The organism is Pelagibacterium montanilacus, assembly GCF_003992665.1.
GTDB classification, from domain to species: domain Bacteria; phylum Pseudomonadota; class Alphaproteobacteria; order Rhizobiales; family Devosiaceae; genus Pelagibacterium; species Pelagibacterium montanilacus.
This window is the reverse complement of sequence record NZ_RZMX01000051.1, coordinates 167,624-186,874: the sequence shown is the minus strand read 5'-3', so window position 1 is coordinate 186,874 and position 19,251 is coordinate 167,624. Positions and strand designations below refer to the sequence as shown.

At 67.1% G+C, this 19,251-nt stretch carries 18 protein-coding genes; 8 read left to right on the top strand and 10 right to left on the bottom strand.

The window, feature by feature from the left end:
• Positions 1 to 27: 27 nt before the first annotated feature.
• From EO136_RS14440 to EO136_RS18985, 5 genes are read left to right on the top strand one after another with little or no spacing between them, the layout of a single operon-like run.
• Positions 28 to 813, top strand: a complete 786-nt coding sequence (locus EO136_RS14440; protein WP_206513339.1) for a WecB/TagA/CpsF family glycosyltransferase — start codon at positions 28 to 30, stop codon at positions 811 to 813.
• Positions 810 to 2,072 carry a hypothetical protein gene (locus EO136_RS14435; RefSeq protein ID WP_127145094.1) on the top strand — a complete coding sequence of 421 codons (1,263 nt, stop codon included), beginning with the start codon at positions 810 to 812 and terminating at the stop codon, positions 2,070 to 2,072. The genes EO136_RS14440 and EO136_RS14435 overlap by 4 nt, the downstream gene beginning before the upstream one ends.
• Positions 2,065 to 2,991: a glycosyltransferase family 2 protein gene (locus tag EO136_RS14430; RefSeq protein ID WP_127145093.1), complete on the top strand. Its 927-nt coding sequence runs from the start codon at positions 2,065 to 2,067 to the stop codon at positions 2,989 to 2,991. Before EO136_RS14435 ends, EO136_RS14430 begins: the two co-directional genes overlap by 8 nt.
• The gene (locus EO136_RS14425; protein WP_127145092.1) at positions 2,988 to 4,259 is read left to right on the top strand and encodes an O-antigen ligase family protein; all 1,272 of its coding nucleotides are present in this window, start codon (positions 2,988 to 2,990) and stop codon (positions 4,257 to 4,259) included. Before EO136_RS14430 ends, EO136_RS14425 begins: the two co-directional genes overlap by 4 nt.
• Positions 4,256 to 5,326, top strand: a complete 1,071-nt coding sequence (locus tag EO136_RS18985; protein WP_127145091.1) for a glycosyltransferase family 2 protein — start codon at positions 4,256 to 4,258, stop codon at positions 5,324 to 5,326. Before EO136_RS14425 ends, EO136_RS18985 begins: the two co-directional genes overlap by 4 nt.
• A gap of 850 nt (positions 5,327 to 6,176) precedes the next feature.
• Here EO136_RS18985 and EO136_RS14415 read toward each other — a convergent pair.
• From EO136_RS14415 to EO136_RS14400, 4 genes are all read right to left on the bottom strand, one after another.
• Entirely contained in the window at positions 6,177 to 6,440 is a 264-nt protein-coding gene (locus EO136_RS14415) for a spike base protein, RCAP_Rcc01079 family (RefSeq protein ID WP_127145090.1), read from the bottom strand.
• Between the two features lie 124 nt (positions 6,441 to 6,564).
• Positions 6,565 to 7,995 (bottom strand): mannose-1-phosphate guanylyltransferase/mannose-6-phosphate isomerase, encoded by a 1,431-nt coding sequence (locus tag EO136_RS14410; RefSeq protein WP_127145196.1) that lies wholly within the window; start codon positions 7,993 to 7,995, stop codon positions 6,565 to 6,567.
• Between the two features lie 5 nt (positions 7,996 to 8,000).
• A complete protein-coding gene (locus EO136_RS14405; protein WP_127145089.1) occupies positions 8,001 to 9,443 on the bottom strand; it encodes a phosphohexomutase domain-containing protein in 1,443 nt (480 codons plus the stop codon).
• 2 nt (positions 9,444 to 9,445) lie between these two features.
• The gene (locus tag EO136_RS14400) at positions 9,446 to 10,495 is read right to left on the bottom strand and encodes a 2-hydroxyacid dehydrogenase (protein WP_246018389.1); all 1,050 of its coding nucleotides are present in this window, start codon (positions 10,493 to 10,495) and stop codon (positions 9,446 to 9,448) included.
• A gap of 149 nt (positions 10,496 to 10,644) precedes the next feature.
• On the opposite strand from EO136_RS14400, the gene EO136_RS14395 reads away from it, so the two are divergent.
• Positions 10,645 to 11,211, top strand: coding sequence for an SH3 domain-containing protein (locus EO136_RS14395; RefSeq protein WP_246018399.1), 567 nt, complete (start codon positions 10,645 to 10,647; stop codon positions 11,209 to 11,211).
• Positions 11,212 to 11,223: 12 nt separating this feature from the next.
• Here EO136_RS14395 and EO136_RS14390 read toward each other — a convergent pair whose 3' ends face one another.
• Both EO136_RS14390 and EO136_RS14385 read right to left on the bottom strand, forming a co-directional pair.
• Positions 11,224 to 11,961: a M48 family metallopeptidase gene (locus tag EO136_RS14390; RefSeq protein ID WP_127145087.1), complete on the bottom strand. Its 738-nt coding sequence runs from the start codon at positions 11,959 to 11,961 to the stop codon at positions 11,224 to 11,226.
• 171 nt (positions 11,962 to 12,132) lie between these two features.
• A complete protein-coding gene (locus EO136_RS14385) occupies positions 12,133 to 12,558 on the bottom strand; it encodes a DUF2852 domain-containing protein (RefSeq protein ID WP_127145086.1) in 426 nt (141 codons plus the stop codon).
• A gap of 141 nt (positions 12,559 to 12,699) precedes the next feature.
• Here EO136_RS14385 and EO136_RS14380 point away from each other — a divergent pair, with 141 nt between their 5' ends.
• Positions 12,700 to 14,049, top strand: a complete 1,350-nt coding sequence (locus EO136_RS14380; RefSeq protein ID WP_127145085.1) for an ActS/PrrB/RegB family redox-sensitive histidine kinase — start codon at positions 12,700 to 12,702, stop codon at positions 14,047 to 14,049.
• A 262-nt stretch (positions 14,050 to 14,311) separates the two neighbouring features.
• Entirely contained in the window at positions 14,312 to 14,863 is a 552-nt protein-coding gene (locus EO136_RS14375; protein WP_127145084.1) for an ActR/PrrA/RegA family redox response regulator transcription factor, read from the top strand.
• 182 nt (positions 14,864 to 15,045) lie between these two features.
• Here EO136_RS14375 and EO136_RS14370 read toward each other — a convergent pair whose 3' ends face one another.
• The 4 genes from EO136_RS14370 to miaB all read right to left on the bottom strand — a co-directional run bounded on the left by EO136_RS14370 (position 15,046) and on the right by miaB (position 19,249).
• Positions 15,046 to 16,101: a transporter associated domain-containing protein gene (locus EO136_RS14370; protein WP_246018388.1), complete on the bottom strand. Its 1,056-nt coding sequence runs from the start codon at positions 16,099 to 16,101 to the stop codon at positions 15,046 to 15,048.
• Between the two features lie 204 nt (positions 16,102 to 16,305).
• Positions 16,306 to 16,791, bottom strand: coding sequence for an rRNA maturation RNase YbeY (ybeY, locus tag EO136_RS14365; RefSeq protein ID WP_127145083.1), 486 nt, complete (start codon positions 16,789 to 16,791; stop codon positions 16,306 to 16,308).
• A 5-nt stretch (positions 16,792 to 16,796) separates the two neighbouring features.
• On the bottom strand, positions 16,797 to 17,831 hold the full coding sequence (locus EO136_RS14360; protein WP_127145082.1) for a PhoH family protein: 1,035 nt from the start codon (positions 17,829 to 17,831) through the stop codon (positions 16,797 to 16,799).
• Positions 17,832 to 17,875: 44 nt separating this feature from the next.
• On the bottom strand, positions 17,876 to 19,249 hold the full coding sequence (gene miaB, locus EO136_RS14355) for a tRNA (N6-isopentenyl adenosine(37)-C2)-methylthiotransferase MiaB (protein ID WP_127145081.1): 1,374 nt from the start codon (positions 19,247 to 19,249) through the stop codon (positions 17,876 to 17,878).
• Positions 19,250 to 19,251 lie beyond the last annotated feature (2 nt).

Here is a 19,251-nt window from a genome sequence, read left to right as displayed (position 1 = left end):
ATCGTTAACCGGCAGAGGGGGCTCGGCGTGGCGATATCTGCGCAGACCGGGGAGACCACGCGGCTGGCCGGCCTCGACATTTCGACGGCATCGAGAGACCGGCTCGCCCGGCTCATGGTTGCCGATTGTCTTGCCGCACGCCGGGCGGAGACCCCGAGGCCACGACTTGTCTTTGACGTCAACGGCCATGCCCTCTCGCTCCGTGAACAGGACCCGGCCTATCGCACGGCGCTGGGGAGCGCGGATGTCGTGCACGCCGATGGCGGCTTCCTCGTCACCCTGTCCCGGTTTCTGCCCGGACCGACCATTGCCGAACGCAGCGCCACCACCGATCTCGTCCACGACCTTGCAGCCCATGCCGCGGCCAACGGGCTGCGCCTGTTCCTTCTGGGCGCCACCGAGACGGTCAATGCCGAGGCGGCCCGACGCCTGTCGCTCACCCATCCCGGTCTCGTCATCGCCGGGCGGCGGAACGGCTATTTCGCTCCGGAGGACGAAACGAGCATCGTCGAGGCCATTCGCACCGCGCGGGCCGATTTGGTGCTGGTGGGGCTGGGCAAGCCGAAAGAACAGATTTTCGCGCTCCACCTGCGTGATCGGGTCGGTTGCGGATGGATCGTCACCTGCGGGGGATGCCTCGACTTTCTCGCCGGGACTTACAGACGCGCCCCGCTCTGGATGCAGCGCGCAAATCTCGAATGGCTGCACCGCATGGCAACAGGCCCGCGCTATCTCGTGGGCCGTTATCTGCGGACGATCCCGCACGCGCTGCTTGTCGTCCTGCGCGGCACACCCAGGAGTAGGCAGGGATGACGGGACGTACCCTATCCCTGCTGTCAGGCCGGCTCCTGCCGCTCACCGGGCCGCTCGTCCTGTCGGCCGCCGGGCTGGTGGCCATGGTCCTCGTCCAGCAGAGCGCGACGCCAGCGCTCTTTGGCCTTTTTGCCTTTTGCGTGGTGCTGTCCGGTTTCGGCCAGGGACTCTGCAACGCGCTCTTTGCCACTCCGCTTGTCGTTGCCCTCGCGCGAACCGGGGAGCGCGATAACCGCCTCGTTCCCGCCTGCGTCCTCGCCGCGCTGGTCCTCTCAGGGCTCACGGGCATACTCGTCTGGGCGAGCGCCGTCCTGCTCGGTGGCCCGCAGACATTCGCGCTGGCTCTGGGCTTTTGGGCGGGGGCGGCGTTCCTGAGGTGGTTTTTCCGCAGTCTCGACCTCGCGCTGCTCGCACCCTCCCGCGCCGTCCGCTCCGATCTTCTCACCGGCACTTTGACGCTTGCGGGTCTCGTTGTCCTCGTACTCACCGGCGCGACGGGCCCCGCAACCGTGGCGAAGGTCATGGCAGGGGCCATGCTGCTCGCGCTCGGTCTTGCGGCCCTGGCGCACCGCACAGCATTGCGTTCCGCTCTCAAGGCTCCGCTGGCCCCGTTCATCACACTCACCCGCCAGCACGGGCGATGGGCGCTTCTCGGCGTCGCCGGTGCGGAAATGGCGGCGAATGGGCACGCCTATGTCGTCACCCTCGTTTTGGGCCCCGCCGCTTTTGCGCCCATAGCCCTCGCCACCCTCCTTTTGCGCCCCTTCGGGGTCGTGCTCATGGCGTTGGTGGGGTTCGAACGGCCCGCGCTCGCCGACTGCCTCAGGCGTGGCGCCCGGCTGGAGGCGGACCGGCGCATGGAGGTGCTTGGGCGAATCGCAGCCCTTGCCGTGGCGGTCAATCTCCTCGCTGCCGCGGGCCTGGTTGCAGTCCTCCCGGAGATCGGGGGCGAGGGCTATTCCCCATCGCTTCTCTGGACGGCATTGGCTCTGGTTTCGGCGGGCGCGGTCCTGCGCGCGCTCCGCACGCCCCAGAGCGTCGCCCTCCAGGCCGAAGGTGCCCTGCGCCCCCTCGCCATGGCATCGCTAAGGGCTGCCCCCGTAGCGCTGGGCGCGACCCTTCTTGTTGTCCTGTGCGCCCCCGGGCTGCCGGCGCTGGCCGCTCTGGGGATTGTGGCCGGTGAACTGGCCCTGGCGGCAGGCATCGCCCGCGCCTTCGGCGCGAAATTTTCGGCCCGGGAGCGCCTTGCCGATGCCTGAGGCCCGGATCATGGTGGCTATCCCCACCTTCAGGCGTCCGCGTGGACTGACCCGACTTCTGGCCTCGCTGGCGCTGCTCGAGGGCGGGCGAGACATCACGATCGTCATCGCCGAGAACGATCCGGAGGGCGGCGCTGGCCGCTTGGCCGCGCGTGCGGTTTGCGAGGCAGGCTACCCCCATCGCGTTGACGTCCTCGATGTGCCCGCCCCGGGCATTGCTCGGGCCCGGAACGCGCTTCTCGACAGGTTTCACGAGACCCCCACGGCCAGTCATCTCGCCATGCTCGACGACGATCAATGGGTCGGCCCCGGCTGGCTCGAGGCCCTGTTGGAGATGCAGACCCGGACCGGAGCCGACATCGTCGGCGGGTGGACCATTCCCGATTTCGCCGGTCCTGTCCCGGCCTGGAGCCGGGGGCTCGAGCTCTACTGGCGACGCCGGCGCGCCAACGGCCTCTGTGGCCCTCTCACTGGCGCCGGGGGCGTGCTGCTGGCCCGCAAAAGCCTCGCGCGGGCGCAGGGCTTGCGCTTTTCGGACGCCTTTTCCGCGACGGGCGGGGAGGACAAGGCGTTCTTTGCAGCCCTCGGTGCCGCGGGCGCCCGATTCGCCTTTGCCTCGGACGCCCGCACGTATGAAACCATTCCGCCCGAGCGCGCTGACAGGGACTGGGCAAGCCGCCGGGCGGCCGGAATCGGGCAGGTCGATACGACCCTGGCCCTGGCCGCCGGGCCCCGGGCGGCTGCCGAGGCCGTTCTGCGCCTGCCGCTGGGGCTGGCAGCGGGTTGGGCCGGGTTGGCGCTCTCGCGCGGCGACGGGGCCCGCGCCATGAAAGCCAGACTGCGCCTCGCCCGGGCCGCCGGACGCCTCGAGGGCTTGCGAACCGCCATCGCGCGGGGCCATGAGAGAGCGGCCCGATGAGAATCGCGCGCGCCGATTATTATGCGGGTCTCTTGTGGGCCTTGCTGCTCGCCTGCCTTATAGGCACCTATCCGCTGGCCGAGCGCACGGCGCTGGCCATGATGGGCAATGCCGCTGAGGGCGATCCGGTCCGCCAGCTTCTCTTTTCCGCGCTGCTCGCGGCGGCCATTCTGCCACTCTTGTGGCGCGCACCGCTTTCTATAATCACCGCCACCCCGGCGATGGTCTGGCTTTTTTTCGCGTGGTGCCTCGTAACGCTCGGCTTCTCCGCTGCGCCCGGTGTCGGGCTGCGTCGGCTCGCGCTCACAATCATCATCGTCGCGGTGGCCATGATCGCGGCGGCACACATGCCCCGCTCGAGGGTGCTGGACATTCTCTGCCGTTCCCTGGCCGGCATCACGATCCTGGGATTGCTCGCGGCCCTCCTCTGGCCCGAGCGCGCCATCCACCAGCCTGGGGATACCGAAGCGGTGGCCGGCGCCGTCCGCGGGCTGTTCTATCACAAGAACCTCTTTGGCGCCGTGGCGGGAATGGCCCTCCTGGCCATGCTTGCCCGGGTGCGGATACGGCCAGGGCTCCCCGGTGCGCTCGCGGTGGTGCTCTGCGGCCTCGCGCTCATTGTCTCACAGGCCAAGGCGCCCCAGGGGCTCGTCGTCGCCCTTGTGCCGCTGACCCTGGTGCTTGGCCATATCGCGCGTACCCGCAGCGTGGCGCGGCTTGCACGTACGACGCTCGTGGGCGGGGCCGCAATGTGGTTCCTCGCGGTCCTCGCCCTCACCATGATGCTCGCCGACCCCGACGCCAGTCGGGGCGGGCTGACCGGGCGCACCGATCTCTGGGCCGCCCTCCTTCCCGGCCTGCTCGAGTCCCCGCTCGCCGGCTCGGGGTTCGGGTCCCTGTTCCAAGCCGGAACGCTTCTGCCCGGGGAGGGCTGGATTGCCCATGCCCCCCACGCTCATGGGGGCTATCTCGAAATCGCGCTCTCCACAGGCCTTGTGGGGCTCGTTCTGGCCCTTTCAGCCCTTGCGAGCGTGCTCTGGCGCGGGCTCGGGGCGCTGGGGCGCGCCGATCCACCCTCCGCCACGATCGCTCTGGTGCTGGCCGGATTTACCCTTGCGCTCAATCTGCTCGAGACCGCGCTCTTCGACCGCGCCAATCCGGTGTGGATCGTCCTTCTGGTCGTGCTGGCCACTTGCGCCGCCGCCGCCAGGCAAAACCAGACGTACAGATCCCGCATGCTCGACCATCATGGTGTCCCGGCCCGATGATCGCCCCGCCGCGCCCGTTCTTTTCGGTGGTCATTCCCTGCCACGGCCGCCCCGAGGCGTTGCGGCAGGCCCTCGCATCGGTCCGGGCCCAGACCTGGCACGATCTCGAATGCATCGTGGTCGATGACGGCTCGCCCGACTCCCTTGCCATCGCCCATGAGCTCGCACGGCTCGACGATTCCCGCTTCATCCTTGTCACCCAGCACCGAGCCGGGGCGCCCGCCGCGCGCAATGCGGGGATCATAGCCGCCAAGGGGCGCTATATCGCGCTTCTGGACAGCGATGATATGTTCCTGCCCGACAAGCTCCTGACCATGCGCCGCGCGCTGGGCCGGGCGCCTGATCCGGACCGTGTGCTCTACGCGCCCGCTCTGGTCGAGCGCGAGCCGGGCCGGGTCTGGGTCCGCCCGGACCGGGCCATCGGACCCGACGAGGATGTGGGCGACTACCTCTTTCTTGCCAACCAGTTCATCCAGACCTCCACGCTCGTTCTCTCGCGCGCCCTCGCTGCACGGGTGCTTTTCGACCCCGCCCTGCGCAAGGGGCAGGATCCCGATTTCTGCCTCCGTGCGGCCCGCGCTGGCGCGCGCTTTGAAATGCTGGCCGAGCCACTGACCGTCTGGACCGATCGCACAGCCCATGCCCGGGTCTCACAACGGTTCGACCCCGAGGGCGCGGCCCGTTGGCTCGAGACGACGGGAATGATGCTCTCCCCCCGTGCCCGGGCCGGCTATCGCGTCACGGTTCTAGCCCGCGAGTTGTCGGGATCGAGCAGGCCGAAGGCCATCGGCCACCTTATCGGCGGCGCGGTCGAGGGCAGGATCGCGCCGCGCATCGTCCTGCGCCAGGCCATGCGCTGCCTTTTGCCTCCCCCCGCCTACCGGGCGCTCGTTGACGCGTTCGTGCGCGTTGCCGGTCACAGGCGCATTGGCTCAGACCAACCACAGCCGCTCGATGGTGCCGGTGCCCAGGATGGCAGCGCCGAGCGGGGCGCCCGAGAGGGCCGCGCTGTGGATCTGGCCGGATTCCGGCCGCATGAAGTGCGCCGTCCCGGCCAGAGGCTCTGACGCGGGCACCACGATATCGGCCTGCCGTGTCACCGGCCCGACCGATGTCAGGATCGGAGAGGTCGGCACGGCTTGGTCGGTCACGACCAGGTGCGGGGCCGCAATCTCCAGCGTGCAGTCGAAAGCACCGGAGAACCCGATCTCGATCCCCGAGAGCACGAGGCCTGCATTGGCGTGCCCGATCGTGAACACATGGGAGGGCCGCTCGGTGGCCGAAAGGTCGAAGCTGGCCAGCCGTTTGGCGAGGAAGTCCCCCGCCCCCGTGCGCTCCGTGATCCTCTGGCGCAGGTCGATATTGGCCAGGCTCCCCCCAACGACCCGGCCAAATACGCTCGCCTGCACCCTCTCACCATGTGCGACGACAAGGTTGCTGGCCGTATCGGCCCAGGTGAACCCCCGGATTTCCGCGTCATCGACGCTCGATTCGCCCCAGAGCCGCACCGTTATCGAGGGCAATCCCATCCAGGTGCCGGTCTCGAGCACCCGGCCTTTGATTGCAACGCCGTCGAAGCGGACCCGGTCCCAGCCGGTCGGCAGGCCGTTGAGCGCGTCATTGGTGCTCGCGAACGCGCCCGCGAGCGCCCCGTTGGGCACCCAATTGGTTGCCTCGGGCTCGACCGAAAGCCCGCCGGGCTCGAGCGCCGGGACGTCCGGACCCACCGTGGCCCAGTCTCCATCCGGCCCCCGGCACAGCCGGCTTGCTGACCGCGAGACTGTAAAGGCCTCGTGCACCGGCACGTTGCGGCCCTCGAAAAGCCCGTTGCGGGCGGGAAAATCGGCCGCCACCAGCGCATCGGGCGACCAGGGCGGGCCCGGTCGGCGGCTGGTGAGATCGAGTGCAGGGCCCATCTCAGACCAGCCCCACGATCGCCGAAGCGAGCGTGCCGGTCGCCAGCACCTTGCGCACGCGCACCGGCAGGATCGAACCCGCCGGCACCGCGGCAAAGATCACCGCCTCACCCGAAGCCATCTCGACGGCGAGGTCTCCGGTGGCGCCCACGTAAAGGCCCCTCACCGGCTGGCCGATCTCGACCGCGTCGCTGGGAGTGAGGGAGATGGCGTGCCCGGCGGGCGCGCTTTGGGCCGGCGCGCGGCCATTGAGATTTTGGGACATGGACGGATTTTCCTTGCAGTTGCACGCGGGCGCTTTCGCCCGTGCCGGCAACTATCGCACCGCCCCGGGGACCGGGGATAAGAGAGCTCCCGGTCTCTGACGGGGTGCTGTCGCTGGAACCGCTCTACCCGTCCGAGCGCCCGAACTCGTCCTCGATCCGCACGATGTCGTCCTCGCCCAGATACGACCCGGTCTGCACCTCGATCACCTCGAGCATGATCCTGCCCGGATTGGTCAGCCGGTGGAGCGCGCCCTGAGGGATGTAGACGCTCTCGTTCTCGCCCAGGATCCGGGTGTCTCCGTCCACATGCACCTCGGCGGTCCCCTTGACCACCACCCAGTGCTCGGACCTGTGATGGTGCTTTTGCAGCGAAAGCCGCTTTCCGGGCAGAACGAAAAGCCGCTTGACCTGGAAACGCTCGCCATGGAGCACCGAGCTGTATCCGCCCCAAGGCCTGTAGCTCGTCATGTGAGTTTCGGTCAGCCCGCGCGTGCGCGCGTCGGCTTTGAGCCTCGCCACGATCTTGCCCACGCCCTGTGCAGCCGACAGGCGCCCCACATAGACCGCGTCCTCGCTGGCGAGCACCGCGATGTCCTCGAGCCCGTCCACGACCACATGATGGCGCTCGGAAATCACCAGCGCGTTGGAAACCGCATTGAGCGTCACCGGCCCCCGGGACACCGTGTCCTCCTGATTCCGATCGCCGGCTTTGTGCACCGCATCCCAGGATCCAAGATCGGACCAGTCGAGCGCCGCGGGCACCACGGCGGCCTTTTCGGTTTTCTCGAAAATCGCGTAGTCCACTGAAATCGACGGCGCGCGCGCAAAGGCCGCTGCATCCAATCGCAGGAAATCGAGATCGCGCCGCGCCTCGGCCACCGCCGGCTCGACCGCCTCGGCCAGCTCGGGGGCCAATGCCGCGCATTCCGCCGCGAACGCCTTCGCGGAAAAGACGAACATTCCCGAATTCCAGCAATACCCGCCGGTATCAAGCATCGCCTGCGCCCGATCCCTGTCGGGTTTTTCCACGAACCGGGACACACGGTGCAGGCCGCCCGAAAGCGCAGGGCCCACTTCGATATAGCCAAAGCCGGTCTCGGGGCTCGTGGGCGCAATCCCGAAAGTCACGAGCAGGCCATCGTGCGCAGCCCCAAGCGCCGCCTCGAGCGCCGCGTCATAGGCGGCGTCCCGGACGATCCTGTGGTCCGAGGGAAGGGCGTAGATCAGCGCACCCGGATGGCGGGCGTCGGCCACCAGCGCTGCCGCAAGCAGGGCCGGCGCGGTGTTGCGCCCTTCGGGCTCGAGAATGATCTCCCCGAGTGCAATTCCCACCTCCCGGGCCTGTTCGGCCACCAGAAACCGGTAATCGGCGTTGGTGACCACCACGGGCGGATTAAAGAGGTCCGGGTCCGAGACCCGGTCGAGGGTTTGCTGGAAAAGCGTCGTGCCGCCCGTGAGCACCAGGAACTGCTTGGGGCGCGAGGCCCGCGAAAGCGGCCACAGCCGCGTTCCCGTTCCGCCCGCCATGATGACGGGTGTGACCTTGCCCTGCATATCGCTCATCTGCTCTCGATCTCCTCGCCCAGACTGTCTTTCATGCGCGCGATCAGCGCTCCGAGGAGCTCGGCCGTCTCGCCGGCCGAACCGGTCTCGACATAGCAGCGCATTTCCGGCGCATTGCCCGACTGCCTGAAATGGACGATCCGGCCATCCTGAAGCGTCAGCCGCACCCCGTCGGTCAGATCGATGGCCGCAACGCCGGCAAGTTCGGCATGGAGCTTGCTGCGCGCCGCGCGGTCCTTTTGTATTCTGTCGAGAAACCGCGTCCCCGATTCTGGATCGACATCGCGCACCCTGTCGGCCGCCATGATTCTGGCGGGCAAGTCCGCGGCCATTTCGGTCAGGGTACGGCTGGCGGCAACGGATGCGGCAAGCACCGCAACCAGCGGCAGCACCGCGTCCCGGGTCACCAGCGGCCCCAGCTCTCGCTCCCCGCTATGCACCGTGCCCAGGGTCAGCACGCCCCCATTGGCCTCGAACCCCAGAACCGGCCGATCCCCGAGTGCCTCCATGGCCTCCACGACATAGGGCGATCCGATCCGGGTGCGCACGACGCGCGCAAACCACCCCGACGCCTCGAGTGCTGTGGTCGAGGTGATGGGGGTGACGATCGCCTCGATCCCCAGTGCCCGCGCGGTCAGCGCCCCGAGCACATCCCCGGCGATCTGGCGTCCCGCCCCGTCCACCAGCAGCGGCCGGTCGGCGTCGCCATCGGTGCTGACCACGCAGTCCAGCCCATGCCGTGCGATTTCCGCGCTGATCTGCGCAAGATGTTCGGCGTCCACCGCTTCGGTGTCGACCGCAATGAAGGACTCGCTTTTCCCGAACCTGTGACAGGTGGCACCAAGCGCCTCGATAATGGCAACGAGCAGGTCGCGCCCCACCGAGGAGTGCTCGAACACCCCGATCGTGAGCCCGGCAAGCGCATCGGGCGCAAACCAGTCGGTGAACCGCCGGCAATAGCGCTCCGCCGCGTCCTCGCCGGCCGGCGATGGCAACATCGGGTCCGGCAAGCGGTCTGGCAAGCCATCGGCAGCCAGAAGATCGGCCGCAATCCGTGCGATCGGCCCCTCGTCGGCTTTGCGCAACTCGCCTTCGGGGCGGTAGAATTTGAGCCCGTTCCGGTCGGCGGGGATATGGCTGCCCGTCACCATGATCGCGGGCATGCCTGCCCGCGCGGCCGCCAGCGCCAGGGCCGGGGTGGGAACCGCACAGCAATCGATCGGCGCGAGTCCCAGCCGGACGGCGCTGGCCGCAACCAGAGCCGCGATCTCCGGGCTTGAGGCCCGCAGGTCCCGCCCGATCAGCAGCCGATTGTGATGCGGCTCGAGACACACGCGCGCAAAGGCCGCCACATGGGCATCCACAAGCGCTGCGTCGAACCCGGAGGCGGGTCCGCGCAGGCCCGAGGTGCCGAACGCGATATCCGATCGGTCCCCCATGGCTAGGCCCCTGGCTGGCGTGATGGGTCTGCAGCCGGCTGCCCCGCGCCGGGCTGGGGTGCGGCAGGAAGCACACGGTGGGGCGGGGGGTGCCCGTCAAGGAAGGTGCGGATGTTGACGATGACGGTTTCGCCCATCTCGATCCGGCCCTCGAGCGTGGCCGATCCCATATGCGGGGTCAGGACGACCCTGTGCCCGCGCGCCAGCTCCAGAAGGTCGCGATTGACGCCCTTCTTGTGCTCAAAGACATCGAGCGCCGCCCCGGCGAGCCGGCCCGAGCCGATCTCGCGCGCAAGGGCCGCCTCGTCGACCAGCTCGGGCCGCGAAATGTTGACGAGTACGGCCCCCGCCCGCATTGCGGCCAGCCGTTCGGCAGAGAGGATGTTGAACGTCTCGCGGGTGTGGGGTGTGTGCAGCGAAACGATATCGACTGCCCCCAGCATGTCGTCGAGATCGGGCCAATAGCGCGCGCCAAGCGCGTCCTCGACCTGCGCCGGCTTGCGGGACGGCCCGTGATAATGGATGGCGAGTCCGAAGGCGCGCGCACGCCGCGCCACCGCCGTGCCGATGCGCCCAAGGCCCACGATCCCCAGCGCCTTGCCCCCGATCCGTCGGCCCAGCATCCAGGTGGGCGCCCAGCCGGGCCATGTTCCGTCGCCCAGCAGCACCTGCGCGCCCTCGGCCAGCCTGCGGGGCACCGAAAGCATCAAGGCCATGGCCATGTCAGCGCTGTCCTCGGTCAGAACCGAAGGGGTGTTGGTCACCGTCAGGCCCGCGCCATAGGCGGCATCGATGTCGATATTGTCGAACCCATTGCCGAACTGGGCGACCAGCCGCACCGATCTGGGAAGCGCGCCAATCAGGGCGGCATCGATCCGGTCGGTGATCGAGGACACCAGAACCGTCGCACCATCGAGCGCAGCGATCAGGTCCTCTGCCCCATAGGGAACGTCCGATCGGTTGAACCGGGCGTCGAACAGATCGGCCATGCGCGCCTCGATCTGGTCGGGCAGGCGGCGCGTGACGATCACCCTCGGGCGCGTCTCAGTCACAAGATGACCATTTTTGCGCCATAGCGCGCTGCATTGGGAATCCTTTCAGCGACCATTAAGGTCATCTATCGTAGTGATCGGGAAAAGAGAAGGGCTCCCAGGCCCCCCCAACCCCGCCGGTCTTCAAGCGAGTCTTCACATTGACACTGATGCGCCGCCGTATCCTGCCTCTCCTCGCCTGCCTGCTTGCGGCACTGGCGCTAACGCCGGTCGGCCTGCCCCTTGTGTCTTCGCCCGCCGGCGCCCAGACCACCGAAGGGCCCTCGGGCCTGCCATTGCCACGGTTCGTGTCGGTGCGCTCGTCCCCGGTCAATGTGCGGGTTGGGCCGGGCACGCGCTATGACATCGCCTTCGTCTTCGTGCGCCCGGGCGTTCCAGTCGAGATCACCCAGGAATTCGACACCTGGCGGCGGATAAGAGACGTGGACGGCGATGAGGGCTGGCTCCACCAGAGCCTTCTGGCCGGCACCCGCACTGCGCTTGTTGCCCCCTGGACCGCGGACTCAACCATCGCCCTGCGCCGCGGCGCGGGCCCGGACGAACCCACGCGGGCCTGGCTTTCTCCCGGCATGATGGTTGAGGTGAGAAGCTGCGATTCCACGGCCTGCTCGGTGCGGCTCAACCACACCGACCCGGACGGGCGCACCGCCAGCTATGACGGCTTTGTCGATCAGGACGCGCTCTGGGGCGTCTATCCAGACGAAATCTTCGACTGAGCTGAACCGCTTTTAGCGCCCCACTACCATCAGCCCCGCGCCATGGCGCGTAAGCCAGGCCTTGCCCTGGCGGTAATCGGGCAGCGCGCGCGCCACGGTGTCCCAGAACGCCTGGGAATGGTTCATCTCGAGAATATGGGCCACTTCATGGGCCGCGACGTAGTCGAGCACATGAGGGGGCGCCAACACCAGCCGCCAGTTGAAGCTCAGCGACCGCGCGCTCGAACATGACCCCCAGCGCCCCGACTGGTCGCGGATCGTGAGCCCGGAAATGCGCACCTCGAGCGTACGGGCGTGCACCGCGCAGCGCGCGTCGAGATCGGCCCTGGCCTCGGCCTTGAGCCAGTCCACCAGCCGCCGGGTGAAATGGTCCGGTTCGCCCGGCACGCTCAGGGCTGGCCCGTCATGGGTCTCGTAGCGCTCGACCTTGCCCCGGATCGTGCCCCTGGCCACCAGGACATGGTCGATCCCGCGCAGCGGCATCACGGCGCCGGCAACGAGCCGGGGGCGCTCTTGATGGCGATCGATCCGCGCATCGAGCCAGCCCGCATTGCGCCTGAGAAAGGCCGTGGCCTCGGCCCAGCGCCCGCCCTTTGGAAAGGTCAGCACCGGGCAGCCGTCCGGGGCAAAGGACAGCCGGTAGCGCCGCGCACGCGCATTGACCCGCACGCGCACCGTGACTTCGCGCCCCGGGAGGGCGAGGCTGGTGGTGTCGGGCACGGGCGAGCGGAACAGGGCGCGCAGGGACATCGGGGTCTGGTGGTGCTGAATTTCGGGGCAATGGCAGGCGATTCGGAGGGCCCGCTCACCCCATTGTGCGCCAGTCCGCCACAAGGTCAAACATCAAAAAACGGGCAGGCGCCACAGGGACGCCCGCCCGGGAGTGCAACGCAAAAAGGGCCGGAAGATCCGGCCCTTTGCTCAGGCGGTGTGCCCGTCCCCGTAATCGGTGCGGGTCGTTGCGCGGCGCTCGGCCATGAAGCGGTCGAACTCTTCGCGGTCGCGGGCTTTGGCAAGCGTATCGAGATACTCCTCGAAAGCTGCGCGTTCTTCCTCGAGCCGCTGGCGTTCTTCTTCCAGCCGGCGCAGCTGCTCGTCGCGGTAATCGTCGAACGCAGCGTTGCCGGTGCGGCCATATGAGGCCTTGCGGTGGGAGGCTTTGTGGCCGAACTTGCCCTTTTGGGACTTGAGCCAGGTTTCCGCGCGCTCGCGCGATCCCCCGAAATACTCACCCCAGAGAATATAGGCGAGCATGGCCAGACCGAGCGGCCAGAATACGATGAAGCCCAGCACCATCAGCGCGATGGTCAGGGCAGACCATTGGGGTTTGATCAGAGCAGTGTTCATGTCGTTTCACTCCAGTCTCGAACTTCTGATATCTGGGGGTTCGCAGGGGCCGATCAAGCGTTCGGGACCCAACTTTCGCCTCTTGAAATCGGTTTGTCCCGTCCCCACCCCTCCGCGCGCAGCTCATTCGGGGGCAGTGCGATGACCGTTGACGCTGCCACGAGGGCAGGTCAGGTGGCCCGCCCGGCCCATCCCCTGCGCCTTGCCACCCTTGTTCTGCTGCGCTGGCTGGCGCTCGGGGGACAGGCGATCAGCGTGCTGGTCGTGCATTTCGGGCTGGGCTATCAATTGCCTATCGCCCAGTGCCTCGTGCTGATCGGGGTTTCGGTGCTGCTCAATATCGGCCTCCTGGTCCGGTTCGGGCCTGCCCATCGTCCCACCAGTCGCCTCGCCTTTCTCCAATTGGCCTATGACTGCCTGCAGGTCGGCGGCCTGCTCTATCTCACCGGCGGGCTGGGCAATCCCTTCGCGCTGCTGCTCCTGGCGCCGGTGTCAGTCTCCGCCTCGACCCTGCCCACGCGCGAGACCATACTTCTTGCCGCTCTGGTCGCCGTGATCGCCACGGTTCTGGCGGTCACCCACCTCCCGTTGCCCTGGGACCCGGCGCAGCCCTTCACTCCGCCTCCGCTCTATCTGCTGGGCATGTGGACGGCGCTTTTGTGCGGAGTGGCGTTCATGGCGGGCTACACCAGCAAGGTCGCTCACGAGGCGCGCCAGCTCGACGATGCGCTGGCGGTGACCGAACTGGCGCTCTCGCGCCAGCAGCAGCTCTCCGCGCTCGACGGGCTGGCCGCCGCCGCCGCACACGAGCTGGGCACCCCGCTCGCAACCATCGCTCTTGCCGCCAAGGAGATGCGCAGGGACGTCGCAGATGGGGAACTGGCCGAGGACATGGATCTCATCCTCGAGCAGGTCGCGCGCTGCCGTGCCATCCTGGGCCGTCTTCGCAATCTGCGCCCGGCGGGCGCCGACATCTTCGATCAGGCGCCGGTGACCGACGTTCTGGCTGAACTGGCCAAACCCCATGAGCGCTCCGCCGAGGCCGCGGGCAAGCAGATATCGATTGTGCGCACCCGGACCAGCGGGCCCGAGCCGGTCTTCATCCGCAATGTCGCCCTGCTCTATGGCCTGGGCAACATCATCGAGAACGCCGTTCAGTTCGCGCACGCGGACGTGCGGATCAGCGCCGCCTGGGACGAACGCGACCTCATGGTCACCATCGCCGATGACGGTCCCGGCTTTCCGCCCGAGTTTCTCAGCCGGCTCGGCGAGCCCTACCTCACCACCCGCTGGCGCGAAAAGGGTGCGCACGACCCCAGGGGCCCGGACGGGGCGGGCGGGCTGGGGCTGGGCGTGTTCATCGCCAAGACCCTTCTCGAGCGCGCCGGAGCGCAACTCAAATTCGCCAATATGCGCTCGAGCGGTCATGCGAGCGTGGAGATCACCTGGTCGCGCGCCGCTCTGGCCGATGCCGAGCCCGATCATGGCTGAGACCAAAGCGCCTGCTTTCCCCGCGCTGCGGCATTTTGTGCCCGATCCCAAGCAACCCTTAGGGCGTATCAACCTTGGTCAGAGCATCTCCAGGAAAAATGGAAACAGCTTTCCGGTTGGGAAACGCGCCAAATCAAAGACTTGGAGCGTCTGTTCTGATCCAGTCGGAACACGAGCTCTAGGCAAGGCCGATCCTCGGTGTTTTTGACCTTGAGAGCCGATTGGCGATATATGCTCGCAGGACGAACAAAGAGTGCGCAACATGACCGATCTGAGTGAGCGTGAGGACAAGGACAGAACCCTGCTGCTTGTCGATGACGACAAGCCGTTCCTGACCCGCCTGCATCGCGCCATGGAAAAGCGCGGCTTTCTCGTCACGATTGCCGATACGGTTGCGGCCGGTCTGGCCGCGGTCAAGGGTGACCCGCCCGCCTTCGCTGTGGTCGACCTGCGGCTCGAGGACGGAAACGGTCTCGAAGTCGTCTCCAGCCTGCATGAAAGGCGCCCCGAGGCGCGCGCCGTCGTGCTCACCGGCTATGGCAATATCGCCACGGCGGTAACGGCGGTCAAACTGGGCGCGGTGGATTATCTCGCCAAGCCTGCAGATGCCGATGACGTGGTCAAGGCGCTTCTGGCCGGCGAACAGGTCCGGCCCGAGCCGCCCGACAATCCCATGTCCGCAGACCGGGTGCGCTGGGAGCATATCCAGCGCGTCTACGAGCTGTGCGACCGCAATGTCTCTGAAACCGCACGCCGGCTCAACATGCACCGCCGCACGCTCCAGCGTATCCTCGCCAAGCGCGCGCCGCGTTAGAGCGTGTCCGGGAAAAGTGGAAACACGTTTCCGGTTCGGAAACGCGACACATCAAAGACTTAGAGCGTTTCCAGGACAATACGTTTCCTGGAGCCTTGTGAAATCAATTACTTAGAGCGATCCCGGGAAAATGCCTGCCCCGATTGAATCGGGACAGGCGTTTGAAGGTGAGGGCCGGCTGGCTATTCGGCGGCCTGGCTGTTGACCTGTTCGTCTTCGGGCGTTGGGGCCGGCGCTTCGGTCTCAGCATTGGCCGGAGCCTCGCGCACCGGCTTGGCGCCGGCTGCCAGAGGCCCGCGCAGCTTGCGCCGCCGCCGCACGATCCGGACTTGGCGCACCCGGCGCGGATCGGCCCGCGTGATCTCGATCTCGAAGCCCTTGAGCCGGGAGAGCACTTCCCCGCGCACCGGAACCCGGCCTGCAAGCGCAAAGACCAGCCCGCCGAGCGTATCGACGTCCTCGGCCAGTTCGCCGGGGTCGAAATCCGAGCCCACCACGTCGATCACTTCGCCGAGCTCGACCCGGGCGTCGGCAAGGTAGGTATCCTCGCCCACGGCACGGACCATCACGGCCTCGTCCTCGTCGTGCTCGTCCTCGATATCCCCTACAACGGCCTCGAGCAGATCCTCGATGGTCACCAGCCCGTCGGTCCCGCCATATTCGTCCACGACAACCGCCATGTGCATGCGGGTGGTCTGCATGGAGGCCAGCAGCTCGGTCACGGGCATGGCGGGCGGCACGAACAGCACCTTGCGCACCAGCCCGAGCTTGGAGATCTTCTGCTTGAGCGAGGCCGAAAGAAAGCGCACCGGGCTCGACCCGTTGCTGTTGCCGTTCCCGTTTCCGTTGCCCGCGCCGTTCGAGGCGTTGCCATTGCCGTTGGCAGGTCCGGCCGAAGTGCCCTTTTCGGGTTTGACCTCCTCGGTCACCTTGTCGAGCACGTCCTTGATGTGGATCATGCCGATCACGTTGTCGAGCGTGTCCTCGAACACCGGCATGCGGGAATGCCCGCCGTCCCGGAACCGGGAGATCACGTGGCCGACCGCCACCGCGGCGTCGACCGCCTCGATGTCGGCACGCGGCACCATCACGTCCTCGACGCGCATGCCGCCCAGCTTGAGCACGTTTTGAAGAATGGCCCGCTCGGAAGCGGAAAAGCTGTCCCCGTCCAGATCATCCTCGGGCGCGTCGAGCGCCTCCTGGATATCGCTGCGCAGCGATGGGGATTTCGATGACACGATTGCCCGCAATCTGTCCCAGAGCGATGGACGCTTTTCGGTGAGGCTTTGTGTGTCGTTGTCGCCAGTGTGGCGATGCGGCCGGCGCGCCGCGGCGCTAGATTGATCCTGGTCGTTCATTTTGGGGTGCGGCTGGTCTCTTTTGTCGTCGGTCTGACCGGCCGGCTGCACTCCTTGGCATGTTGCGATTCGAGCCGTCGGCCCTCAGGCGGGATCGGTTCCCGCATAGGGGTCGTCATAGCCCAGCGAGCCCATAATATCGGTCTCCTTGCCTTCCATGGCAAGTGCCTCGTCTTCGGTTTGGTGATCATAGCCGAAAATGTGCAACAGGCCATGGACCAGCAGATGGGCGAAATGCGCCTCGAGCCGGGGGCCCGCGCTTTCGCCGGCTTCTTCTTCCAGCGTCTCGCGGGCCAGCGAAATATCGCCTAAAAGCCCCATCGCCGGCCCGTCGGGATCGATCTGGGGGAAGGAGAGGACGTTGGTGGATTTATCCAACCCCCGCCACTCCCGGTTGAGCTGCCGCTGGGCCGCATCGTTTGTCAAAAGCACGCTCAGCTCGGCCGGGCCGTCGAGCGACAGGCCCGAGAGCGAAAAGGCGCGCACGAGGATTGCCTCGGCGAACGCCGCGTCCGCTTCGCTCCATTGCTCTTGTGCGCCGATGATGACGTCGATCTCGGGGCCGTCCATTCCGCTCAGACCGAAAGCGGGCCCTGGCCCGCCGGCGCCTTGCCGGTCGCGCCTTCATAGGCCCGGACGATTCGCGCCACCAGCTCGTGTCGCACCACGTCCTTGTCGGTGAACCGGGTGATGTGGATGCCCTCGATGTCGTTGAGCAGGTGCAGGGCCTCGACGAGCCCCGATTTCTCCCCGCGCGGCAGATCCACCTGGGTGGGGTCACCGGTGATGATCATGCGGGAGTTCTCGCCAAGGCGGGTGAGGAACATCTTCATCTGCATCGAGGTGGTGTTCTGCGCCTCGTCGAGGATGACCGCGGCATTGGCCAGCGTGCGCCCGCGCATGAAGGCGAGCGGGGCCACTTCGATCGCGCCCGAGGCGATGCAGCGCTCGACAACTTCGGGCTGCATCATGTCGTAAAGCGCGTCATAGAGCGGACGCAGATAGGGATCGACCTTTTCCTTGAGATCCCCGGGCAGAAAGCCCAGCCGCTCGCCCGCCTCGACCGCCGGACGCGAGAGGATGATCCGGTTGATCTCCCCACGCTCGAGCAGGGTCGCGGCATAGGCTACCGCCAGATAGGTCTTGCCGGTGCCCGCCGGGCCCACGCCGAAGACCATCTCGAACCGGTCCATGGCCCGGACATAGCCGTCCTGGGCGGGATTGCGCGCGATGATCGTCGCCTTGCGGGTGGCGATCTGCGCCATGCGCACCTTGCCTTTCTTTTCCATGGTCGGAAGGGAAAGCTGGTTGTCCTCGGTCTGGATCATGCGGATCATCCCGTCCACATCGCCCACGCCCACCGGCTTGCCCTCCTCAAGCATGCCATAGAGCGATTCGAGGGTGCGGCGGGCCTGATCGACCCCGTTGGCCGGTCCACGCAGCATCACGTGATTGCCGCGCGAATTGGCCTCGACCCCCAGGCGCTGTTCGAGCAGGGCGAGGTGCTGGTCAAATTCGCCGTAAAGCTGGGAAACGAGCCTGTTGTCTTCAAAGGCCAGTTCGAGATGGGCAGCGGCGGTATCGCCGGCGGTACGCGGTAGCGATGTCAAGCGGTCCGACTCCGGAGCATTGCGTTCCTGATCACCGATTTCTATCAGACCGCCTGCGCCTTGCCTGTGACAATTGCGCCAGAAAGCGAGTTTTTCGCCTGACCGGTGATCTCGACGGGCAGGATCTGGCCGATCAGATCGGCCGGCGCGTCGATATGAACCGGTTGCAGATAGGGCGAACGGCCCGCGATCTGGCCGGGATTGCGCCCGGGTTTCTCGAGCAGCACCGGCAGGGTCAGTCCCACGCAGCCGGCATTGAAGCTGGCCTGCTGGGACGCGATCAGCGTCTGGAGCGCGGCGAGCCGTTCGGCCTTGACCGCCTCGGGCACCTGCCCGTCCATCAGCGCGCCCGGGGTCCCCGGGCGGATCGAATATTTGAACGAAAACGCCGAGGCGTAGCGGACCTGGCGCACCATCTCGAGCGTGGCCTCGAAATCGGCGTCGGTTTCCCCGGGAAAGCCCACGATGAAATCGCCCGAAAGCGCCATGTCGGGCCGGGCGGCCCGGATGCGTCCGATGATCTCGAGATATTGCGCTGCGGTGTGTTTCCGGTTCATCGCCTTGAGGATGGTGTCGGACCCCGACTGCACCGGCAGGTGCAGATAGGGCATGAGCGCATCGAGATCCCGGTGGGCGGAGATCAGGTCGTCATCCATGTCCAGCGGATGGCTGGTGGTGTAGCGGAGCCGTTCAATCCCGGGAATTTCGGCCAGCCTGTGGCACAATTGCCCCAGACTGGTGGACCGCCCCGTCGCGTCGAGCCCGTGATAGGCATTGACGTTCTGGCCCAGCAGCGTGACCTCGCGCACCCCCGCCTCGGCCAGCCTCGTCGCTTCGGCGAGCACCTGATCGACCGGACGTGAGACTTCCGTGCCCCGCGTATAGGGCACCACGCAGAACGAGCAGAATTTGTCGCAGCCTTCCTGCACGGTGAGAAAGGCCGTCAGCCCCCGGCCGATGGTCACTTCTCGGCGCGCCGCGGGCAGATGGGCGAACTTGTCTTCCTCGGGAAATTCGGTGTCGATCACCCGCGCGGTGCGGGCGCGCGAGACCAACTCGGGCAGCCGGTGGTACGATTGCGGTCCGAAGACGAGATCTACCGCCGGCGCCCGCGCCATGATCTCCTCGCCTTCCGCCTGGGCGACGCACCCGGCCACACCGATCAGCATGTCGGACCGGTCCCTGCCCATTTCCGCGCGCATGTCGCGCAGGCGGCCAAGCTCGGAATAGACCTTCTCGGCGGCCTTTTCCCGAATATGGCAGGTGTTGAGGAGCACGAGGTCCGCGCTCTCGATCTCCGTGGTGGGCTCATAGCCATGGGGCGCCAGCGCGTCGGTCATCCGATCGCTGTCATAGACGTTCATCTGGCAGCCATAGGTCTTGATGAAGACCCGCTTTTTTTCGTGCGTTGCGCTCATGG

Bases quoted from the DNA above. Each gene is read 5' to 3' on its own strand.
- EO136_RS18985 (WP_127145091.1), top strand. From the start codon at position 4,256: ATGATCGCCCCGCCGCGCCCGTTCTTTTCGGTGGTCATTCCCTGCCAC.
- EO136_RS14385 (WP_127145086.1), bottom strand. From the start codon at position 12,558: ATGAACACTGCTCTGATCAAACCCCAATGGTCTGCCCTGACCATCGCG.
- EO136_RS14405 (WP_127145089.1), bottom strand. From the start codon at position 9,443: ATGGGGGACCGATCGGATATCGCGTTCGGCACCTCGGGCCTGCGCGGA.
- EO136_RS14430 (WP_127145093.1), top strand. From the start codon at position 2,065: ATGCCTGAGGCCCGGATCATGGTGGCTATCCCCACCTTCAGGCGTCCG.
- EO136_RS14390 (WP_127145087.1), bottom strand. From the start codon at position 11,961: ATGTCCCTGCGCGCCCTGTTCCGCTCGCCCGTGCCCGACACCACCAGC.
- EO136_RS14395 (WP_246018399.1), top strand. From the start codon at position 10,645: ATGCGCCGCCGTATCCTGCCTCTCCTCGCCTGCCTGCTTGCGGCACTG.
- EO136_RS14375 (WP_127145084.1), top strand. From the start codon at position 14,312: ATGACCGATCTGAGTGAGCGTGAGGACAAGGACAGAACCCTGCTGCTT.
- EO136_RS14425 (WP_127145092.1), top strand. From the start codon at position 2,988: ATGAGAATCGCGCGCGCCGATTATTATGCGGGTCTCTTGTGGGCCTTG.
- EO136_RS14410 (WP_127145196.1), bottom strand. From the start codon at position 7,995: ATGCAGGGCAAGGTCACACCCGTCATCATGGCGGGCGGAACGGGAACG.
- EO136_RS14415 (WP_127145090.1), bottom strand. From the start codon at position 6,440: ATGTCCCAAAATCTCAATGGCCGCGCGCCGGCCCAAAGCGCGCCCGCC.
- miaB (WP_127145081.1), bottom strand. From the start codon at position 19,249: ATGAGCGCAACGCACGAAAAAAAGCGGGTCTTCATCAAGACCTATGGC.
- EO136_RS14435 (WP_127145094.1), top strand. From the start codon at position 810: ATGACGGGACGTACCCTATCCCTGCTGTCAGGCCGGCTCCTGCCGCTC.
- EO136_RS14380 (WP_127145085.1), top strand. From the start codon at position 12,700: ATGACCGTTGACGCTGCCACGAGGGCAGGTCAGGTGGCCCGCCCGGCC.
- ybeY (WP_127145083.1), bottom strand. From the start codon at position 16,791: ATGGACGGCCCCGAGATCGACGTCATCATCGGCGCACAAGAGCAATGG.